Source organism: Nocardioides sp. Root190, assembly GCF_001428565.1.
In the GTDB taxonomy this organism is placed as follows: Bacteria; Actinomycetota; Actinomycetes; order Propionibacteriales; family Nocardioidaceae; genus Nocardioides.
Genome location: NZ_LMIA01000001.1, coordinates 326,250 through 344,581, shown reverse-complemented (window position 1 = coordinate 344,581; position 18,332 = coordinate 326,250). Strand labels below are relative to the sequence as shown.

At 70.8% G+C, this 18,332-nt stretch carries 17 protein-coding genes and 1 tRNA gene; 8 read left to right on the top strand and 10 right to left on the bottom strand.

Annotated features, from left to right (window positions below; all coding sequences use genetic code 11):
- The first annotated feature begins 356 nt into the window (after positions 1-356).
- The 5 genes from ASE01_RS01630 (at position 357) to ASE01_RS01610 (ending at position 4,620) form a co-directional block, all read left to right on the top strand.
- Positions 357-1,388, top strand: a complete 1,032-nt coding sequence (locus ASE01_RS01630; protein WP_056748134.1) for an extracellular solute-binding protein — start codon at positions 357-359, stop codon at positions 1,386-1,388.
- A complete protein-coding gene (gene cysT, locus ASE01_RS01625; RefSeq protein WP_082605712.1) occupies positions 1,385-2,233 on the top strand; it encodes a sulfate ABC transporter permease subunit CysT in 849 nt (282 codons plus the stop codon). The genes ASE01_RS01630 and cysT overlap by 4 nt, the downstream gene beginning before the upstream one ends.
- Complete coding sequence (locus ASE01_RS01620) at positions 2,226-3,071, top strand: sulfate ABC transporter permease (protein ID WP_056748132.1); 846 nt, start codon at positions 2,226-2,228, stop codon at positions 3,069-3,071. Before cysT ends, ASE01_RS01620 begins: the two co-directional genes overlap by 8 nt.
- Positions 3,068-4,051 (top strand): sulfate/molybdate ABC transporter ATP-binding protein, encoded by a 984-nt coding sequence (locus tag ASE01_RS01615; RefSeq protein ID WP_056748129.1) that lies wholly within the window; start codon positions 3,068-3,070, stop codon positions 4,049-4,051. Before ASE01_RS01620 ends, ASE01_RS01615 begins: the two co-directional genes overlap by 4 nt.
- A 122-nt stretch (positions 4,052-4,173) precedes the next feature.
- A complete protein-coding gene (locus ASE01_RS01610) occupies positions 4,174-4,620 on the top strand; it encodes a hypothetical protein (protein WP_056748126.1) in 447 nt (148 codons plus the stop codon).
- On the opposite strand, the gene ASE01_RS01605 is transcribed toward ASE01_RS01610, so the two are convergent.
- From ASE01_RS01605 to ASE01_RS01595, 3 genes are all read right to left on the bottom strand, one after another.
- The gene (locus ASE01_RS01605) at positions 4,580-5,059 is read right to left on the bottom strand and encodes an SRPBCC domain-containing protein (protein WP_056748125.1); all 480 of its coding nucleotides are present in this window, start codon (positions 5,057-5,059) and stop codon (positions 4,580-4,582) included. The two genes, ASE01_RS01610 and ASE01_RS01605, sit on opposite strands and share 41 nt — an antisense overlap.
- A 238-nt stretch (positions 5,060-5,297) precedes the next feature.
- A complete protein-coding gene (locus ASE01_RS01600) occupies positions 5,298-6,083 on the bottom strand; it encodes a lytic transglycosylase domain-containing protein (RefSeq protein WP_056748123.1) in 786 nt (261 codons plus the stop codon).
- Between the two features lie 40 nt (positions 6,084-6,123).
- Positions 6,124-6,615 carry a YajQ family cyclic di-GMP-binding protein gene (locus ASE01_RS01595; RefSeq protein WP_056748122.1) on the bottom strand — a complete coding sequence of 164 codons (492 nt, stop codon included), beginning with the start codon at positions 6,613-6,615 and terminating at the stop codon, positions 6,124-6,126.
- 140 nt (positions 6,616-6,755) lie between these two features.
- Here ASE01_RS01595 and ASE01_RS01590 point away from each other — a divergent pair.
- A tRNA-Tyr gene (locus ASE01_RS01590) sits at positions 6,756-6,837 on the top strand.
- Between the two features lie 87 nt (positions 6,838-6,924).
- Here ASE01_RS01590 and trhA read toward each other — a convergent pair.
- The 6 genes from trhA to ASE01_RS01560 form a co-directional block, all read right to left on the bottom strand.
- The gene (trhA, locus tag ASE01_RS01585) at positions 6,925-7,635 is read right to left on the bottom strand and encodes a PAQR family membrane homeostasis protein TrhA (RefSeq protein ID WP_056748120.1); all 711 of its coding nucleotides are present in this window, start codon (positions 7,633-7,635) and stop codon (positions 6,925-6,927) included.
- 46 nt (positions 7,636-7,681) lie between these two features.
- Entirely contained in the window at positions 7,682-8,722 is a 1,041-nt protein-coding gene (locus tag ASE01_RS01580; protein WP_056748119.1) for an ABC transporter ATP-binding protein, read from the bottom strand.
- 1 nt (position 8,723) lies between these two features.
- On the bottom strand, positions 8,724-10,088 hold the full coding sequence (locus tag ASE01_RS01575; RefSeq protein WP_235535824.1) for an ABC transporter permease: 1,365 nt from the start codon (positions 10,086-10,088) through the stop codon (positions 8,724-8,726).
- Between the two features lie 155 nt (positions 10,089-10,243).
- On the bottom strand, positions 10,244-11,257 hold the full coding sequence (locus ASE01_RS01570; protein ID WP_056748115.1) for an iron ABC transporter substrate-binding protein: 1,014 nt from the start codon (positions 11,255-11,257) through the stop codon (positions 10,244-10,246).
- Positions 11,254-13,809: an AMP-binding protein gene (locus ASE01_RS01565; protein ID WP_082605711.1), complete on the bottom strand. Its 2,556-nt coding sequence runs from the start codon at positions 13,807-13,809 to the stop codon at positions 11,254-11,256. The genes ASE01_RS01570 and ASE01_RS01565 overlap by 4 nt, the downstream gene beginning before the upstream one ends.
- Positions 13,810-13,835: 26 nt before the next feature.
- Positions 13,836-14,303 (bottom strand): nitroreductase family deazaflavin-dependent oxidoreductase, encoded by a 468-nt coding sequence (locus tag ASE01_RS01560; protein ID WP_056748109.1) that lies wholly within the window; start codon positions 14,301-14,303, stop codon positions 13,836-13,838.
- Positions 14,304-14,383: 80 nt separating this feature from the next.
- Between ASE01_RS01560 and mptB the strand changes: the two genes are divergently transcribed.
- Both mptB and ASE01_RS01550 read left to right on the top strand, forming a co-directional pair.
- Positions 14,384-15,895 (top strand): polyprenol phosphomannose-dependent alpha 1,6 mannosyltransferase MptB, encoded by a 1,512-nt coding sequence (gene mptB / locus ASE01_RS01555; protein WP_157537035.1) that lies wholly within the window; start codon positions 14,384-14,386, stop codon positions 15,893-15,895.
- 166 nt (positions 15,896-16,061) lie between these two features.
- Complete coding sequence (locus tag ASE01_RS01550; RefSeq protein WP_056748106.1) at positions 16,062-17,108, top strand: hypothetical protein; 1,047 nt, start codon at positions 16,062-16,064, stop codon at positions 17,106-17,108.
- 90 nt (positions 17,109-17,198) lie between these two features.
- On the opposite strand, the gene ASE01_RS01545 is transcribed toward ASE01_RS01550, so the two are convergent.
- Positions 17,199-18,314 carry a glycosyltransferase gene (locus tag ASE01_RS01545; RefSeq protein ID WP_082605710.1) on the bottom strand — a complete coding sequence of 372 codons (1,116 nt, stop codon included), beginning with the start codon at positions 18,312-18,314 and terminating at the stop codon, positions 17,199-17,201.
- Positions 18,315-18,332 lie beyond the last annotated feature (18 nt).

Below are 18,332 nucleotides of genomic sequence, written 5' to 3'. Positions count from 1 at the left end.
CGGTCCACTTCTCTCATCGACAGGGGCGGCCGCAGTCGTGCGTCGTGGGAGCGGCAGGGTTGATTCTAGAGCCAAATCTAGAACGCGTTCCACTTTTGGTGGACACCTGTCCAGTTCTGCCGGTCCGAGTGCGCACAGGGCGACCTCTCCACGATAGACGCCCCTCTCGCGCGCACCCATCCGGTGCCGCCTGATGGGCGGGCTGGAGCGCTGTCGATGCCCTGTGACCTCGGTCTCGTTGCTCGTCGATTTGTCTCAATCCATTTCTAGTAACTCTCTAATGTGTATTATTCCAGTCGTATTAAGCCTCGGCGGGGTGCGCACGGGGTGGGACAGCAACGAAATGGGTGCATGACATGAAGCGTGTGATCAAGGCTGCCGCCCTGGCGATGACCGGAGCCCTGGCGTTGACCGCCTGCTCCAGCGCCGGCGGCAGTGACGACGACGGACAGACCATCGGGATCTACGGCTTCGCCGTTCCCGAGGCCGCCAACGACGCCATCGCGGCCGAGTTCGAGAAGACCGACGAGGGCAAGGACGTCAAGTTCTCCGGCTCGTACGGCGCCTCGGGCGAGCAGAGCCGCAAGGTCGCCGACACCAAGGGCAAGGACGTGGACTACGTCCACTTCTCCCTCGAGGGTGACGTGACCCGCCTGGTCGACGCCGGCCTGGTCGCCGAGGACTGGAACACCGGTCCCAACAAGGGCATCGTCTCCTCCTCGGTCGCCGTGATCGCAGTCGAGAAGGGCAACCCGCTCGGCATCAAGGGCTGGGAAGACCTGACCCGCGACGACGTCAAGGTCATCACCGCCGACCCCGCCAGCTCCGGCGCCGCGCGCTGGAACATCCTCGCGCTCTACACCCACGCCCTCTCGCTGGGTGACGACGACGCGAAGGCCGACGAGTACCTCAAGGACGTCTTCAGCAACGTGACCACGTGGGCCGCCAGCGGTCGCGAGGCGACGGAGTCGTTCAAGAAGGGCGTCGGCAACGTGCTCATCACCTACGAGAACGAGGCCATCCTGGCCAAGCAGAAGGGCGAGGAGCTCGACTACATCGTTCCCGACACCACGTTCCTGATCGAGAACCCCGGCGCCGTCCTGGAGGACGCCGACCCGGTCGCCTCCGACTGGCTGGAGTTCGTCCTCAGCGACAAGGGCCAGACCGAGTTCGTGGAGAAGGGCTTCCGTCCCGTGGGTGGCCTGGACATCTCGGGCATCGAGGTCGACGGGGCCAATGACCCCGCCGCGCCGTTCCCGGCGCCGTCGAAGAAGCTCTACACGATCGAGGAGCTGGGTGGCTGGAAGGCCGTCACCGCCGAGTGGTTCGGCAAGGACGGCGTCAAGCTCCGCTTCGACAACCTGTACGCCGAAGCAACCAAGCAGTGACACAGGCACTCGTCACACCCCCTGGGCCGGCTCGCACGACGAGTCGGCCCAGCGGGCTCTTCGGCCTCACCCCTGCCTCGCGCATCGGACTGGGACTGGCGCTGGTGTGGTTCAGCGTCCTGGTCCTGCTCCCGCTCGCGGCCGTGGTCGGGGCGGCAGCGGCCGGCGGATGGGGTGCCTTCTGGGGCACCCTGACCGACGCCCAGACCTTCGCAGCGCTTCGCCTGACCGTCATGGAGGCGGCCGGCGTGACGGTGATCAACGCGATCATCGGCACGATCGTGGCGTGGGTGCTGGTCCGCGACCAGTTCTTCGGCAAGCGGATCCTGGACGTCGTCATCGACATCCCGTTCGCACTGCCGACGATCGTCGCCGGCCTGGTGCTGCTCAGCCTGTACGGCCCCGAGAGCCCCGTGGGCATCAACATCGTCAACACGCGTCAGGGCATCTTCCTCGCGCTGTTGTTCGTGACCCTGCCGTTCGTGGTGCGGACCGTGCAGCCCGTGCTGCTCGAGCTGGATGCCGACGTGGAGGAGGCCGCCGCATCCCTGGGCGCCTCGCGGATGACGACCTTCCGACGGATCATCCTGCCGAGCCTCGTCCCGGCGATCGCGGCGGGTTCCTCCCTCGGCTTCGCCCGCGCGATCAGCGAGTTCGGCTCGCTGGTGCTGATCTCGGGCAACACGCCGTACCAGACCGAGGTCGCGTCGCTGAAGATCCTCAAGTTCATCGAGGGCGACAACCAGGCGGGCGCGGCTGCGGTCGCGGTCCTCCTGCTGCTCGTCGCGGTGTTCACCATCGTGCTGCTCGACCTGATCTCGCGAAGGGTGGCTCGCCGTGGCTGACACCCGACAGATCAGGGCCCGCAAGGGGCCGGTCACCTACGTCCTGCGGTTCTTCGTGATCACCTACCTCTCCGTGCTGGTCGTCTGGCCGTTGTGGGAGGTGACCTCGCGGACCTTCGCTCCCACCGAACGCGGTGCCGAGGGAGGCTTCAGCGCGTTCCTGGAGCGGCTGCAGGACCCGTCGGTGAGCTACGCCTTCGGGTTGACCTTCACCGTCGCCTTCTGGGCCGTCCTCATCAACACCGTCTTCGGTGTGGGCATCTCACTGCTGATCACCCGCTACCGCTTCCCCGGCCGCCGGATCCTCTCGGTGCTCATCGACCTCCCGATGTCGGTGTCGCCGGTCGTGGTCGGCCTTGCCCTCGTGCTGGCCTACAGCACCGGCCAGGGCTGGTTCGGTGGGGCGCTGGAGTCGGTGGGGATCTTCGTCATCGGTACGACGCCCGGCCTGATCATGGCCACGGCGTTCGTCAGCCTGCCGCTCGTGATCCGCGAGATCGCCCCCGTGCTGGAGGAGATCGGCATCGACGCCGAGATGGCCGCCAGCAGCCTCGGTGCCAGCGGCTGGCAGACCTTCCGCCGGATCACGCTGCCCAGCATCAAGTGGGCGGTCATCTACGGCGTCGTGCTCAGCATGGCGCGGTCGCTCGGTGAGTTCGGCGCGGTGAAGATCGTCAGCCCCGGCGCCGAGTTCCGTGGCGAGACCGCCACCATCCTCATCCAGAACCGGTACACCAACTACGAGGAGCCGACGGCGTACGCCGCCGCGTTCGTGCTCGTGCTCGCCTCTGTGCTCGCCCTCGTCGTCGTGTCCCTCATTCGCAAGGAAGAATCATGAGCATCGAAGTTCGTGGAGTCAGCAAGAGGTACGGCGACTTCGTGGCGCTGGACGACATCAACGTCTCGCTGCCCACCGGTCAGCTGACCGCCCTGCTCGGGCCCAGCGGCGGCGGCAAGTCCACGCTGCTGCGCATCATCGCCGGGCTGGAGTCCGCCGACGGTGGCTCGGTCGAGATCGAGGGAACGGACGCGACGAAGCTGCCGCCGCAGAAGCGCAACGTCGGGTTCGTGTTCCAGCACTATGCGGTGTTCAAGCACATGACGGTGGCCAAGAACGTCGCCTTCGGTCTCGAGATCCGCAAGCGGCCCAAGGCCGAGGTGAAGGCGAAGGTCGCCGAGCTGCTCGAGCTCGTGCACCTCTCGCAGTTCGCCCACCGGCTGCCCTCGCAGCTCTCCGGTGGCCAGCGACAGCGCCTCGCGCTGGCTCGTGCGCTGGCGGTGGAGCCGAAGGTGCTGCTGCTCGACGAGCCGTTCGGCGCGCTCGACGCGAAGGTCCGCAAGGAGCTGCGCGACTGGCTGCGCCGCCTGCACGACGAGGTCCACGTGACCACGGTCTTCGTGACCCACGACCAGGAGGAGGCCCTCGAGGTCGCCGACGAGATCGTGGTCATCAACGACGGCCGGATCGAGCAGATCGGCACGCCGGACCAGCTGTACGACGAGCCGGCCAACGACTTCGTCATGAGCTTCCTCGGCGACGTCACCCAGCTGGGCGGCATCCGTCTGCGGCCGCACGACATCGAGCTGTCGGTGACCCCCGGCGTGGCCGGCGCGCTCGCGGGCGTGGTCACGCGGGCGCTGCGGGTCGGCTTCGAGGTCCGGCTCACGGTGGACGTGGAGGGCCAGGAGGAGTCGTCGCTCGTCGTCGTGTCGCGCACCCACGCACGCTCGCTCGAGCTCGACGCTGGTACCCGCGTCTGGCTCACACCGGCGATCGGTGCCACCTCGGTGCCGCTGCTCGGGATGGCCTCGGCCTGATCGCCTCGCTCGTGACCCGGTGTTCGGCTCACCACCACGGTCTCCGGACCGGGGACAGCACGTGCCGGATGTCCGAGCGCCGGGTTGCAAGCAGGGGACCCGCCCGCGACTAGGGTGGGGACGTGAGCTTCCTCCGGGCAACGCGCTTCCTGTGCTGGCTGTTCGGCGCCGCGGTGCTGGTCTCGGTGGTCCACTACGTCGACAACTACGTCAACTACGACGACTACCCGGTCCCCGGACCCGATGCCACCGTCCCGGCGCCGTCGGCGGCCGTGGTGGGCCTCGCGTGGTTCGTGTTCACCGCGTTCGGTGCCGTCGGGATGCTGCTGTGGTTCCGCCGGCACATCACCTCGGCGGCGGTCGCGCTGACCGGCTACTCGCTCTCGGGCCTGATCGGGATCGCCCACTACACGGTGCCCGGTGCGGGTGACATGGTCTGGTGGCGCCAGGCCCACGTGATCACCGACATCGTCTGCGGCGCGGCGATCCTGGGGTTCGCCCTGTGGGCCGCGCGTCACTCCAGCGAGCTCATCCCTCCGGCAGCGAAGACGCCTCCGCCCGCCGCTTGAGGCCTTCCGCGTGGCGCCGGAAGCCGTCCGCCACCCGCCCCGGTCCGGCGAGCTTCACGAGCGGTCCGCGGAACTCCTCGACGGTCTCGTACGACGTCGGCCCGCCCGGCTGCTGCGTGAGGCGCTGGTGGCGCACCCCCCGCACCAGTCCGAGCTTCGCCGGCAACCCCTCGTAGACGTAGGACATCAACGCGGTCGTCGTACCCGTCGCGGGATCGGTCCGCGGACCGTCGAGCGCGGTGATCCGCTCGGGGGAGCGAGTCCTCGACCCGTTGGCCCACACGACGTGGAGCACGATCGGGTTGCCCACCTGTGCCGGCACTGCGGTCTCGGCCCGCTCGACGAACGGGTTCCACTCGGCGTACCTCTCCGTGTCGAGCATGATCGCCCAGACCTGCTCGAGGGGCGCGTCGATGTCGATGGCTGCCGATGGGTTCATGGCGTCATCGTGCCCGAGTCGTGGCCGGGCGGGGCTGTCACACGCTGTTCGCGTCGCTGGACGCGGTTGCCGTCTGCAACACGCTGTCCGCGTTGCTGGGCGGCGGTTGCCGTCTGCAACACGCCGTCCCAGCACGGGTCGCACGACGGCAGGTGTCAGGTAGTCGGGTGGACAGCGTGTTGCAGCGCAGTTGGGCCCGCCGACCAGCCAGCCGACGAGCCAGCCGACCAGCCGCCGCTCACCCCGCGCGCTGGGCGTAGGTGTTCGCCAGTGCAGCGATGTCCGCGACGTAGACGTCGGAGTGGTTGAAGCTGAAGATCGCTCGCCGCCATGTGTCGGGGACCCTGAGGTCTCCGCTGTGGCAGAGGTAGCGGCCGGCGGCGAGTGCCGCGTCGTCGATCTGGTTCGGGTCGGCGGCACCGTCGCCGTTGCCGTCGGCGGCCCACCGTTCCCAGGTGGACGGGATGAACTGGAGCGGCCCGACGGCGCGGTCCCAGGTGGTGTCGCCGTCGAGCGAGCCGCCGTCGGTGTCCCTGATCGCGCCGAACTTCCCGCCGTCCAGCGCCGGGCCGCGGATCGCGGGCTGCGGCCAGCCGTCCTCGCCCAGCACCGAGCCATGGATGGTCCCGTGGATCGACTCGACGCCACCGAGGGCCGCGATGGTGTTCCACGCGACCCTGCAGCCGGGCTGCTCGGCTGCGACCTGGAGGTGGGCGCGGGCGTAGGCCGCCAGCGCGCGCGCCGGGATCCCGGTCGCGGTGGCCGTGGTGCTGAGCCAGGCGGCGTCCGGGAGGTACGGGTCGGGAGTTGCGCGAGGGGCGGCGTCGGCATCAGCGCCGGCAGCGCCGTCAGCGGCGCCGACCGTGGCCGCCGTGGTCGGCACCACGTCCTGCGCGGGAGGTTGCTCGGCCCCGCCGGAGCGGTCCGCGCCGCCGTACGCCACCGTCACGGCGAGCCCGATCAGTCCCGCCGCGGTGAGGAGTACGACGACCACGGCCGTGCCGAGCGCACGGTCCAGCGTCATCACGGGGTCGGCGACGTCACGGTGGGTGGGGCGGAGGCGGTCAGCGGTAGTTCGTGAACTGGACCGCGAACTCGAACTCCTGCGACTTCACCAGCGCCTGCACGGCCTGGAGGTCGTCGCGCTTCTTGGAGGACACCCGCAGCTCGTCGCCCTGGATCTGCGCCTTCACGCCCTTGGGGCCCTCGTCGCGGATCAGCTTGGAGATCTTCTTGGCGTCCTCGGAGGTGATGCCCTCCTTGAGCGCGATGTCGATCTTGGACACCTGGCCGGACTGGCGCGGCTCGCCGGCGTCGAGGATCTTCAGCGACTGGTTGCGCTTGATCAGCTTCTCCTGGAAGACGCTGAGCACGGCGCTGGCGCGATCGTCGGCGGACGCGGTGATCTCGATCGCCTCGTCGCCCTTCCACTCGATGCTCGCGCCGGTGCCCTTGAAGTCGAACCGGTTGGAGATCTCGCGCGCCGTCTGCCCGAGGGCGTTGTCGACCTCCTGGCGGTCGAGCTTGCTGACGATGTCGAAGGAGGAATCGGCCATGGTGGTCACCTGCGCAGACTGTCGGGGAGGGTGGTGCTGGTTTCAGTGCAACGTACGTCTTGCGTTATTGTTTCGCCTCGTTGCTGACCGTCCAAGTCAGGGCCGTTCCGACAGGCGCGGAACGGGGTCGGTGACAACCTGGCACGTTGCCCGAGTGGCCAAAGGGAGCTGACTGTAAATCAGCCGGCAACGCCTACGTAGGTTCGAATCCTGCACGTGCCACAGGACAGAGAGTGTTCTGGTGCCGAACCCCCGCCGCAAGGTGGGGGTTCAGTGCGTTTTCTGCGCCGGACACGGGACCGAGCCCGCTCAGCGCAGGGCGTACGTCGCCAGCGACACCGCGACGTAGTGGGCGAGGAAGGCCACGATCGTGAAGGTGTGGAAGATCTCGTGGAAGCCGAACCACTCCGGCTTGGGGTTCGGCTTCTTCAGGCCGTAGATCACCGCGCCGGTCGTGTAGAGCACGCCACCCACGGCCACCAGGACGAGTGCGGCGATGGCGATCGGGGTGCCGAGCTTGTCGGAGCCTTCGATGAAGTCGGGGATGAAGAACACCGCGAACCAGCCGAGCCCGATGTAGATCGGCGTGTAGAGCCAGCGCGGTGCGCCGGTCCAGAAGACCCGGAACCCGACGCCGAGCAGTGCGCCGCCCCAGATCCCGCTGAGCAGCCAGGTGCGGGGGTTGCCGTCGAGCAGCAACAGGGCGAAGGCCGTGTAGGTGCCGGCGATGAGGACGAAGATGTTGGAGTGGTCGAGCCGTCGCAGGAGGGCCCAGATGGCCGGCTGCCAGGTGCCGCGGTGGTAGATCGCCGAGACGCCGAACAGCAGCAGCGCCGAGGCGATGAACACCGCCGAGCCGATCTTGGTGGTGGCGGTCGGGGACAGCACGATCAGGACGACACCGGCGGCGACCACGAACGGCAGGACGCCGGCATGCAGCCAGCCCCGCAGCCTGGGCTTGAGCTCGGCCATCTTGTCGGCCATCGTGACCAGGGCGGCTTCGTGATCGAGGAACTTCATCGTGGGCGCAGTCTTCCAGACTCCGGCGACTGCTCGGCGCGTCCGCTCAGGCGGGGAACGCCACGACCTCGCCGAGCACGGCGACCTGCACCCGGTCGCCCGGGAGGGGGACGCTGTCAGCGGGCGTGCGGGCAGCGACGTGCTCCCCGGTGTCCAGCCTGACCCGGATGGTGGCGTCGTGGCCGAAGAAGCTGACGTCGAGCACCTCGCCGGGCGTGCCCTCGCCCGCCCCGGGCCGGATCTGGAGCTGCTCGGAGCGCACCGCGAACTGGGCGGCCCCGGAGATCTTCACCCCGGACCGCACCTGCACCGCACCGAGCGCGCACTGGCCGCGACCGTCGGCGCCGACGCTCCCGGGCAGCATCGAGGCGTGGCCGATGAAGGCAGCGACGCGCGGGTCCGCGGGGCTGAGGTAGACCTCGGCCGGCGGCGCGACCTGGAGGAACTGTCCGGCGACCATGACGGCGACCTGGTCGGCGAGGGAGAGCGCTTCGCCCTGGTCGTGCGTCACGAGTACGGCGGCAGCGCCGGCCGCCTTCAGCGCCCGGACCACGGCGCGCCCGGTCTCCTCGCGGAGCCCGGCGTCGAGGGAGGAGAAGGGCTCGTCGAGCAGCACCAGGCTCGGTCGCGGTGCGAGGGCCCGGGCGAGTGCGACGCGTTGCTGCTGGCCGCCGGAGAGCTGGTGGGGGTGACGCTCGGCCACCGCGGCGTCGAGCTCGACCATCGCGAGCGCGTCCGCGACGACCTGCGAGGCCGTGCGGCGCTCGGAGCGGGGGAGACCGAAGGTGATGTTGCGGGCCACGGTGAGGTGCGGGAACAGTGCACCCTCCTGCGGCACGTAGCCGATGCCGCGCCGACGCGCGGGCACGGTGCGGCCCTCACCGACGACCTCGGTGCCGGCGACGGTGATGGATCCGCCGTCGGGCTCGACGAACCCGGCGACGGCGCGGAGCAGGGTGGTCTTGCCGCAGCCCGAGGAGCCGAGCACGGCGGTCACGCCGGACGGCACGGTCAGGTCCAGCCCGCGCAGCACGGGGGCCTTGCCGTAGCCGGCCTGCAGGTCGCGGATCTCCAGTGCAGCGGACACGTCAGCGGCTCCTGATGCTCAGACGGGCGAGGAGCCACGTGGACGGGACGGAGAGGAGGATCAGCGCGAGCGCGTAGGGCGCGGCGGCGCCGTAGGCGATCGAGGAGGCGTCGGACCAGAAGCGCGTCGCGAGGGTCTCGGTGCCGAGCGGCGCGAGGAGCAGGGTGGCGGTCAGCTCGGTCGACACGGCGAGCGCGACGAGTGCTGCGGCGGAGGCCAGGCCCGGCCCCACGAGCGGCAGGGTCACACGCCGGGCGACCTCGGTCCCGCTGCACCCCAGGCTCCGGGCCACGTCCTCGAGCCCGGGCGGGACGAGCTCGAAGGTGCCCCTCACGGCGACGACCGCACGCGGCAGGAAGAGGATGAGGTAGCCCGCGATCAGCAGGGCCAGGGTCTGGTAGAGGTCCGGTACCGCCCGGATCGAGACGGTCACCAGGGCCAGCGCGATCACGATGCCCGGCATGGCGCTGGCGGTGTAGACACTGCGCTCGATGGTGGTGGTCAGCAGGCCGCGGTGGCGCACGGCCAGCCACACGACGGGCACCGCCGCCGCGGTGGCGACGATCCCGCCGAGCACGGCGAGGGAGAGCGTCGTACCGACCGCGCCCATCAGCTCGCCGGTCTCCAGGCCGGCGGAGGTCCCGCGGATCAGCCAGCGGGTCAGGCTGGCGACCGGGACGCCGAGGGCCAGCACGGCGGTGGCGCCCAGTCCGAGGAGCACGACCGGACGACGTCGGGCCAGGGAGATCCGCACGACCTCGCGGCTCACCCCGGAGCCGACCCTCGAGCGGGGACGCCGTCCGCGCAGGAGCAGCTCTAGGCCCAGCAGGAGCAGGCAGAAGCTCACCAGCACGAGGGCGAGCAGGGTCGCCTCCGGGCCGTTGAAGACGGTGGCGTACTGCTGGAGGATCGCCGTGGTCAGGGTCGGGTAGTTGAGCAGCTGCAGGGCGCCGTACTCGGCGAGCAGGTGCAGGCCGACGAGCAGTGCCCCGCCCAGCACGGCCGGGCTGATCGCGGGGAGGGTCACCCGGAAGAACACCTGCCACGGACCCTTGCCCAGCGCGGTGGCGACCTCCTCCACCGCCGGGTCCAGCCGGCGGAGCGCGGCGACGGTCGGCAGGTAGACGAGCGGGTAGTACGACAGCGTCACCACCATCACCGCGCCGGCGTACGACTGCACGTCGTGGGTCAGCGAGACCCAGCCGAAGCCGTTGACGAAGGCGGGCACGGCGAGCGGTGCGCACATCAGTCCGTGCCACCAGCCGCGTCCGGGGACGTCGGTGCGCTCGACGACCCAGGCCGCTGCGACACCGAGCGCGGCACTCGTCAGTACGCCGAGCACCAGCAGCCGGACGGTGTTCCACAACAGCTCGCCGATCCGGGGTCGCCACAGGAAGTCGACGGCCTCGCCCCTGCCCAGCTCGGCGGTCGTCCAGAGGACGTAGCCGAGCGGGACCAGGGAGAGCGCGCCGATCGCCAGACCGACGGCCAGGAGGAGGGCGGGTGCTCGGTTGCGGAGGATCAGAGGAAGCCGACCTCGGTCATCAGGTCGACGACCTTCTCGGCGTCCAGGTCGGACACGTTGACGGCGGGCGGCTGCAGGTCGCTGAACGCCTTCGTGACGCCCTCGAGCTCGACCTCGGGGTTGAGGGGGTACTCCAGCGCATAGCTGTCGGCGAGGATCTGCTGGCCGGCCGTGTTCACCAGGAACTCGATGAACTGCTCGGCCTCGTCCTTCATGTCGCTCGACGCGAGCACGCCGGCGCCGGAGACGCTCACGAAGGCGCCCGGGTCCTGGTTGCCGAAGTAGTGCTGGGCGCTGTTGTCACTGACGTCGCCGTTCTCCTTGCGGTCGCGCTCCCAGTAGTAGTGGTAGACGATGCCGACCTCGATCTCGCCCGAGTCGACCGCCTCGAGGACGAGGTTGTTGCCGTCGTACACCTTGCCGTTGTCCTTGATGCCCTGGAGCCACGCCGTCGTGGCCTCCTCGCCCTCGAGTTCGAGGACGCCCGCCACGATGGCCTGGAAGTCGGCACCGGTGGGCGAGAACGACAGGCGGTCCTTCCACTCGGGCTCGGCCAGGTCGAGGATCGACGTCGGGAGCTCCGACTCCTCGATCGCGTCGGTGTTGTAGACGAGGACGGTCGAGCGGGCGACGAAGCCGGTCCACAGGCCACTGCGCGGGCGGTACTGCTCGGGGATCGGAGCGACCAGGTCGGAGGGGAGCTCCTGGAACAGGCCCGCGGCCTCGACCTGGGACATCGCGGGGGAGTTCTCGGTGAGGAAGACGTCGGCGGGCGAGGCGTCGCCCTCCTGCACGAGCTGGTTGGAGAGCTCGAGGTCCTTGCCGTTGCGGAGCTCGACCTCGATCCCCGTCTCCTTGGTGAACTCGGGGGCGAGCGCCTTCAACAGCGGCTCGTGCTGGGCGTTGTAGATGACCAGCTTCGGCTCGTCCTCGCCGCAGGCGGCGAGGAGCGGGGCGAGGAGCGTGATGGCGGCGAGCCCGAGGCCCGCGCGCAGGAGGTGCTTCTTCATCGAGTTTCCTTCTCGTGGAGTTGGTTCGGAGCGTAGTGAGGTCGCGGCCGGTCGAGGAGCCGGGCCCACGTCGGCATCCGGTTGACGAGGTACGACGTGAGGACGCCGAGCGCGAGGGAGGCGAGCAGGCCGCCGAGCGGCCAGCGGTTCTCCAGGTGCGGGTAGACCTGCCAGTGCGTCAGGTAGATGTGGAGCGACGCAGTGGCCAGGGTGCCGGTCAGCCCGACGAGGGCACGGGGCCACGGCACCGTCGGCAGCCACACGAGGACGACCACGCCGGCCACGATGACCAGGTCGCGGACCAGGTCGCCGGTCAGACCCCAGGCACCTGCGACGAGCAGGGCGGTCGCGACCAGCCGCTGCGCCGGGGTCCGGGCGACCGCGGCAGCCCACCCACCCAGGAACAGCCAGGCCACGAAGGTCGAGGAGTGGATCACGTCGCCGTCGTACGACGACAGGAGGGCCCAGGTCCGGGGGACCAGCGCTGCCGCGGTGAGTCCTGCGGCGAGGCGGAACTGGTGCCGCCGCTCGAGTGCCATCACCCAGGGCACGGAGGTGGCCAGCCCGACGCCGACCAGGAGCAGCAGCACGACCTCGATGAACCAGTAGTGCCAGGCGGGTTCGGACCACAGGTGGGACCCGAGCACGTCGTTGAGGAGCAGGACGCTGCGCCACGGGGGTCCGCCGGTGACGAGCGCGACCGCTCCGATCCACAGGATCGACGGGAGGGCGATCCGGAGCGCGGCGCGCCCGACCCGACGCAGTCGCTCGCGGGAGCCCTCGTCGGTGAGGTGGAAGCGCGCGAAGTTGGCGCCGGCGACGGCGAGCAGGACGTGGGCGCCGCCGTAGAGCACCCAGAGATTGGTGTGGGTGCCGACGATCGCCACGATGGCCGCGGCGCGCAGCGCGATCGTCGTGTCGATCCGTGCCCAGCGCGAGCTCGCGGCGCCGGTCCGGTCGATCCGGGCGAGGTCGTCGATGGTGCGCCGCGGCCAGTCCTCGGGGAGCCGGCCCAGGCGTCGCTCGAGCCGCAGCGAGAGCTCGACGTAGGACAGGGAGTCGCCGCCGAGGGTGACGAACGAGTCCTGCGGGCCGACGCCCTCGATGCCGAGCACGCGTGCGTAGAGCCGGGTCAGGGAGCGTGACGGGGAGCCCTCGTCCAGCACCTCGACGGGCGTCAGCCGGCTCACCGCCCGGTGGTCGACCTTGCCGTTGGGCAGGCGGGGGACCTCGTCCACGGGGACGACGCGGACGGCATGGGAGGGGAGTCCGGTGTCCGCGGCCGTGGCAGCCGCGATCTCGCCCAGGACGAGGGGGTCGGGGTTCCCGGGCACGGCCACCACGAGGTGGGCGCCGTCACCCGCCTCGGCGCACACGACGTCGTACCCGCCCAGCGCGAGCAGGGTCTGCACCCGGTCGAGGTCGATCCGCTGGCCGAACAGCTTGGCGAAGCGTGAGCGCCTCCCGACGATCTCGACGAGCTCGACGGCTCCGTGCCCGGTCAGTCGGGCCAGGTCGCCGGTGCGGAGCTCGACCACCTCGGCGCCGAGCGCGAGGTCGGCCGGTGACGTGGCGTAGCCGAGCATGACGTTGGGGCCGCTGTAGACGAGCTCGCCGACTCCCGGCCCGGCGTCGACGACGGGATCGAGCCGGAACGTGCCACCCGGGATCGCGATGCCCACGGCGGCGGGGTGGGTGAGGGCCAGGTCGGGCGGCAGGTAGGCCATCCGCGCGGTCGCCTCGGTCTGGCCGTACATCACCACGAGGTCCCAGCCCTCGGCCGCGCCCTGGGCCGCCAGCGTGCGCACCCGTTCCGGCGCCATCCGGCCTCCGGCCTGGGTGACCTGACGCAGGGTCGGCAGCTCCGGCCAGCCCGCGGACCCGAGCAGGTCGAAGGTGTGGGGCACCCCGGCGAAGGAGGTGACGCCGTGGTGGCGCGCATCGACCCACAGCCCCGGGTCCGTGACGGAGCGGTCGTCGAGCACCAGCGAGGCGCCGGCGGCCAGGTGGCTGTGCAGCACCGACAGGCCGTAGCAGTAGTCGAGGGGGAGGGTGGTCAGCGCGACGTCGTCCGGCGTGAGCCCGAGGTACGACGCGATGGCGGCCGCGTTCGAGGTGAGATTGGCCTCCGAGAGCCGCACCAGCTTGGGTGATCCGGTCGAGCCCGACGTGCTGAGCAGGAGCCTGAGGTCCGGGTGGAGCTCCGGGACCGGCGCGCCGGTCGGACGCCAGCCGTCGACGTCGTACTCGAGCGAGCTGCCGTAGGCGGCTGCGAGACCCGCGTCGTGGGTGAGCAGGGTGGCGTGCCCGCCGGACAGCGCTGCCAGCCAGGCCACGACGAACTCGACGCTCGACGCGGGGCGCAGCCGGACCAGCTGGCGGGCCCCGTCGGTGCAGTCGGCCAGGGCCGCCCGCGCGTCGGTCACGCGCCGGTCCAGCTCTGCGTGCGTGAGGACGCCGGCGGACGTGCGCAGTGCGGCGCGTCCGCCGTGGCGCACGAGGTCGAGGGTGAAGGTCCCCCCGACCTGTGGGTTTGCTGTGCCTACCCTCACCCGGACAGGCTAAAGCAAGGCTGGCCTCAGGCGGGTGTCAGCAGAAACACTGGGATGACGCGGTCGGTCCACTCGGTGTACTTCCGGTAGTTCGGCCACACCGTGACCATGTGCGCCCAGGCTGCGTCCTTCTCGGCGTCGGTGAGCTCGCGCCACCCACAGGTCTGCACCCGACGGCGGTAGCGCACCTCGACCGTGTCGGCCGCCCGGAGGTTGAACGTCCAGACCGGCGGCTTCGGCGCGCCGAAGTGGGAACCGGCGATCAGCCACCCTCCCTGCCACGGCACGCACAGCAGCGGAGTGCTCCGCGGTACGCCCGTCTTGCGGCCCTTCACGGTGAGCATCAGGCTCGGCAGCCCGGCGATGTCCAGCAGGCTCAGCCGCCCGCCCGTGACCTTCTGCAGGTGCGTGTCGGTCCAGGTGATCTGGGGGAGCAGTTTCGGCATCCACGGTCGGGATCCGATCTTCACGGCCAGAGGCGTCAGCAGACCCATGGACGAACCTTAGGACATCGCACCCGTGGCGTTGCCCGAGCGTTCAACCTGCCGATGCCCCCGGTCCCTACGGTCCGCTCGTGATCACACGCGGACTGGTGGGCGGGATGCTCGTCCTCCTGGGTGGCCTGCTCACGGCCACCCTGCCCCCGTCGACCCCTGTCCTGAAGCTCGCCGTCCTCGGTGCGGTGCGCGCCCACGAGGTCGGTCGGATGGCCGGACTGGTCGTCGTCCTGGTCGGTCTCGGCCTCCTCGCGAGCGCCTGGCTTCAGCTCTGCCGCACCGTCGCCGTCGGCGACCGCCAGACCGGGGACGCCGAGGAGGGTGTCGCGCTCGTCAGGTTCGCCGCGGCCGTGTGGTGCGCCCCGCTCGTGCTCGCCCCGCCGCTGTTCTCGCGGGACGGCTGGTCCTATGCCGCGCAGGGGATGCTCGCCCGGGTCGGCCTGTCGCCGTACGACTGGGGGCCGGGGGCACTCGCCCCCGACAACTTCCTCCCGCTGCCCACCTGGCTCACCGCACCGCCGATCGTGCAGGCGGTCGATCCCCTGTGGTGGGACACCGCGACGCCGTACGGCCCCGTCCCGGTCGCCTTCGGCGCGGTGGTCGCGGGGACGACGGGCAACCCGTGGCTCCTTGTGATCGCCCACCGGGGCTTCGCCCTGGTGGGTCTGGTGCTGCTCGCCTGGGCGGTGCCCCGCCTGGCCGCGTGGTCCGGTGCCAACCCGGCCGTCGCCTCAGCGATCGTCCTCGTCTCGCCGCTGATGATGGCCAACGGCGTCGCCGGCCTGCACAACGACCTGCTCATGGTCGGTCTGATGGCCGCCGCTCTCGTCGTCGCGGTCGAGCGAGGCTGGGTCTGGGGCGCGGCGCTGGCCGGCGTTGCCGCGGGGGTGAAGGTGCCGGGCGGACTGGTGTGCGTCGGCATCGCGCTGGTGGCCCTGCCCGTCGGTGCCACCGTGGCCGCCCGCCTGCGACGGTTGACCGCGGTGGGTGCTGTGTCCGTCGGCACCCTGCTCGGCCTCGGGGTCCTCACCGGCCTGGGCAACGGCTGGCTGAACGCGCTCACGGTCCCCGGCGAGGTCAACACCCCGCTCTCCGCGACGACCCTCGTCGGAGGCGTCCTCGACTTCTTCGCGCTCCACCTCGGCGTCGACACCGGCCCGGCCTTCTTCCGTGACGTGGTCCGCGCCCTCGGCCTGGTGGCGGCGCTGGGCACCGGCGCCTGGGTCGCCCTGCGCTGGCGCACCGGTTCACGTACGACGGCACTCGCCGGCGTCGCGGCCGCCACCGCCGCGTTCGTGCTGCTCTCGCCAGTGGTGCACCTGTGGTACTTCCTGATGCTGCCGCCCTTCGTCGCGACGCTCCGCCTGCGCCGCCATGCGATGGGCGCCCTGATCGGCCTGTCCCTGCTCCTGGGCCTGGTCGCGCCCCTCGACTCCTCGCTGCACGGCGCCTACTACGCGATCGTGCTCGGCTGCATGACCGTCGCACTGCTGCTGCCGGTGCTGCTGCTGACCCGGAGTGCACGCGAGAGCCTGGCCCGCATCGTGGCGCCGCTGGCCCCGCCCGCCGGCGCGCTCGAACGCTTGTAACTATGTGTTCATGCTCGAAAACCTGCGTCACAGCGCCCGGGTGGGTACCACAGCACCCGGGTAGGTGGCCGGCGCCCACCGTCCCGAGGCGACTGCTGACGACGGTTTTCCACAGGCCACGAGAGGCCATGGTTGGCGACCGTCGTACGGCGGCAGCGTCTTCACCATGCACCCTCGAGTCCTCGCCGCACTGGCGGCCAACGGCGGTTTGATCACCCGAGCCCAAGCACTCGATCTCGGCGTCGGGCCGGGCGAGATCCGCGCGTACCTCCATCGTCGGCGCGGCGAGGACGAACCCCGGTGGAGGGTCTTGCGCCGAGGCATCTACACGACGACGGAGATCTGGAACGCGCTCGACCAGCACGTCGGCAGACCGCTGCTTGTTGCCCGTGCCTGCGGCCTCGCCGCTCGTCGCGGGTGGGTGCTCAGCCACGACTCGTCCTGTCATCTCCAGAGGATCCCGGTCCTCCGTCCGGACGTGCCTCTCTCCCACCTGACCCGCCCCGGGTGGACGAACGCGTGGACGGAGTACGGGATCAAGCACCATCTCGCCCGTTTCGACCCGGACCAGGTGGTCGACGTGGAGGGCACGAAGGCCCTCGACCTCGCTCGTACGGCCGTCGACATGGGTCGGGAGCACGGCCTCAGGCACGGGCTGGTCGCCTGTGATGCGGTGATGCGGCGTGGTGTCAGCAGGCAGGAGCTCGAGGCGGCGCTGGAGGTCATGGTCTGCTGGCCCGGCCGACGAGCTGCCCAGCGTGCGGTGGCGGTCGCCGACCCCGGCGCGGAGAGCGTGCTCGAGTCGCTTGCCAGGGAGCTGGTGATCGAGGCTGGTGTCGGTGAGCCCGAGACCCAGTTCCCGATGCGGACGGAGCGGGGCATTGCGTGGTGCGACATCCGCGTCGGGAACCAGGTCATCGAATCTGACGGCGAGGTGAAGTACACCCCCGTCGATCGGGGCGGTCTCTCGGAAGATCCCCGGCGCACGGTCTTCGAGGAGAAGCTGCGGGAGCGGGCCGTCGCCGACCGGCGCTTCGTCGTGACCCGGTTGGTGTGGGAGGACCACTGGGGCCGACGTCGCGCAGAGGCGATCGCCCGGGTCCAGCGGGACCACGCCGAGGCGATCGCCCGGTTCGGTCCGATGCTGCCGGAGGAGATGGCTCGGGAGGCGGAACGGATCCGGCGGCAGTACGGCGACCGACGCAGCGCCTGAGGCCCGGTGGTCAACTACCCGGGTGCTCGGACACCTACCCGGGTGCTGTGACACAGGTTTCGCGACACGAACACGTAGTTACAAGTGCGCTCAGGCGGTGAGTACGCCGACCCGCCGACCCGCGTGCAGCGAGAGCATCCGCGCCACGGTCCGGTCCCAGGTGAACTGCTCCGCGCGGCGCCGCGCAGCCCCACGCACCGGAGCCGCAGGGCGGTCCGCGAGCCGGAGCACGGCGTCGGCGAGTGCTGTGGGCTCGGCCGGCGCCCATGCCCCGCAGGAGCGGTCGACGAGCTCGCGCGCGCCGCCTCGATCGGCGGTCACGACCGGAGTGCCGCACGCGAGCGCCTCCAGGACCGCCAGTCCGAACGTCTCCCCGGGGCAGACCGACAGCGAGATGTCGGCGGCGGCGAGTCGGTCCCGCAGCGCAGCACGGCCGTCGACGTACCCGTGGAAGTGGACGGGTGCGGTCCCGGCCAGGTCCTCGAGCTCGTCGCGGTGCGGGCCGTCGCCGTACACGTCGAGGCGGACCGGGACGCCGCGACGGTGCAGCTCGACGGCGGTCGCGACGGCGAGGTGGGGTGACTTCTCCCGGGACAGCCGACCGGCGTGGGCCAGTCGCAGCACGCCGTCGCCGGACGGGCGGTGGGCCAGCGGGCGGAAGGTCGCGAGGTCCACGCCCAGCGGCACCCGCTCGACGGGGCATCCGGCTGCTGCGGCCACGGACCGGAACTCGTCCTCGGCGTAGCGCGAGGTGACCACGACGGTGTCGAAGCTGCGCACCAGCAGACGGTTCAGCAGGCCGATCGACACCTTCGAGGTGGTGTCGAGGCCGGAGCGCATCGCGAACATGTCGCCCATCCGCTCGTGGGAGAGCAGGACGGACCGGACCCCGTTGCGCCGCGCCCACCAGGCCACGGGCAGCAGCGTGAGCTTGTCGTTCCACTCGACGCTGGTCGGCGCCCACCGTTCGAGGACGTCGGTGACCCGCCAGGGTTCGACGATCAGCCGGTAGCCGCCGCCGACCCGGGGTGCGCGGACCTGCACGACGTCACCGAGCGGGGTCGAGGTGACGGCGTCGACCGGACCGGGGATCACCAGCAGGCGCTCGGCGCCGGCGTCGACGTACCCGCGTCCGAGATGCTCGATCGCCGTCCGCATCCCGCCGGAGGTCGAGCCGACGAAGTTGGCAAGCTGGGCGATCCGCACGGGGCCACCGTGCCTGCA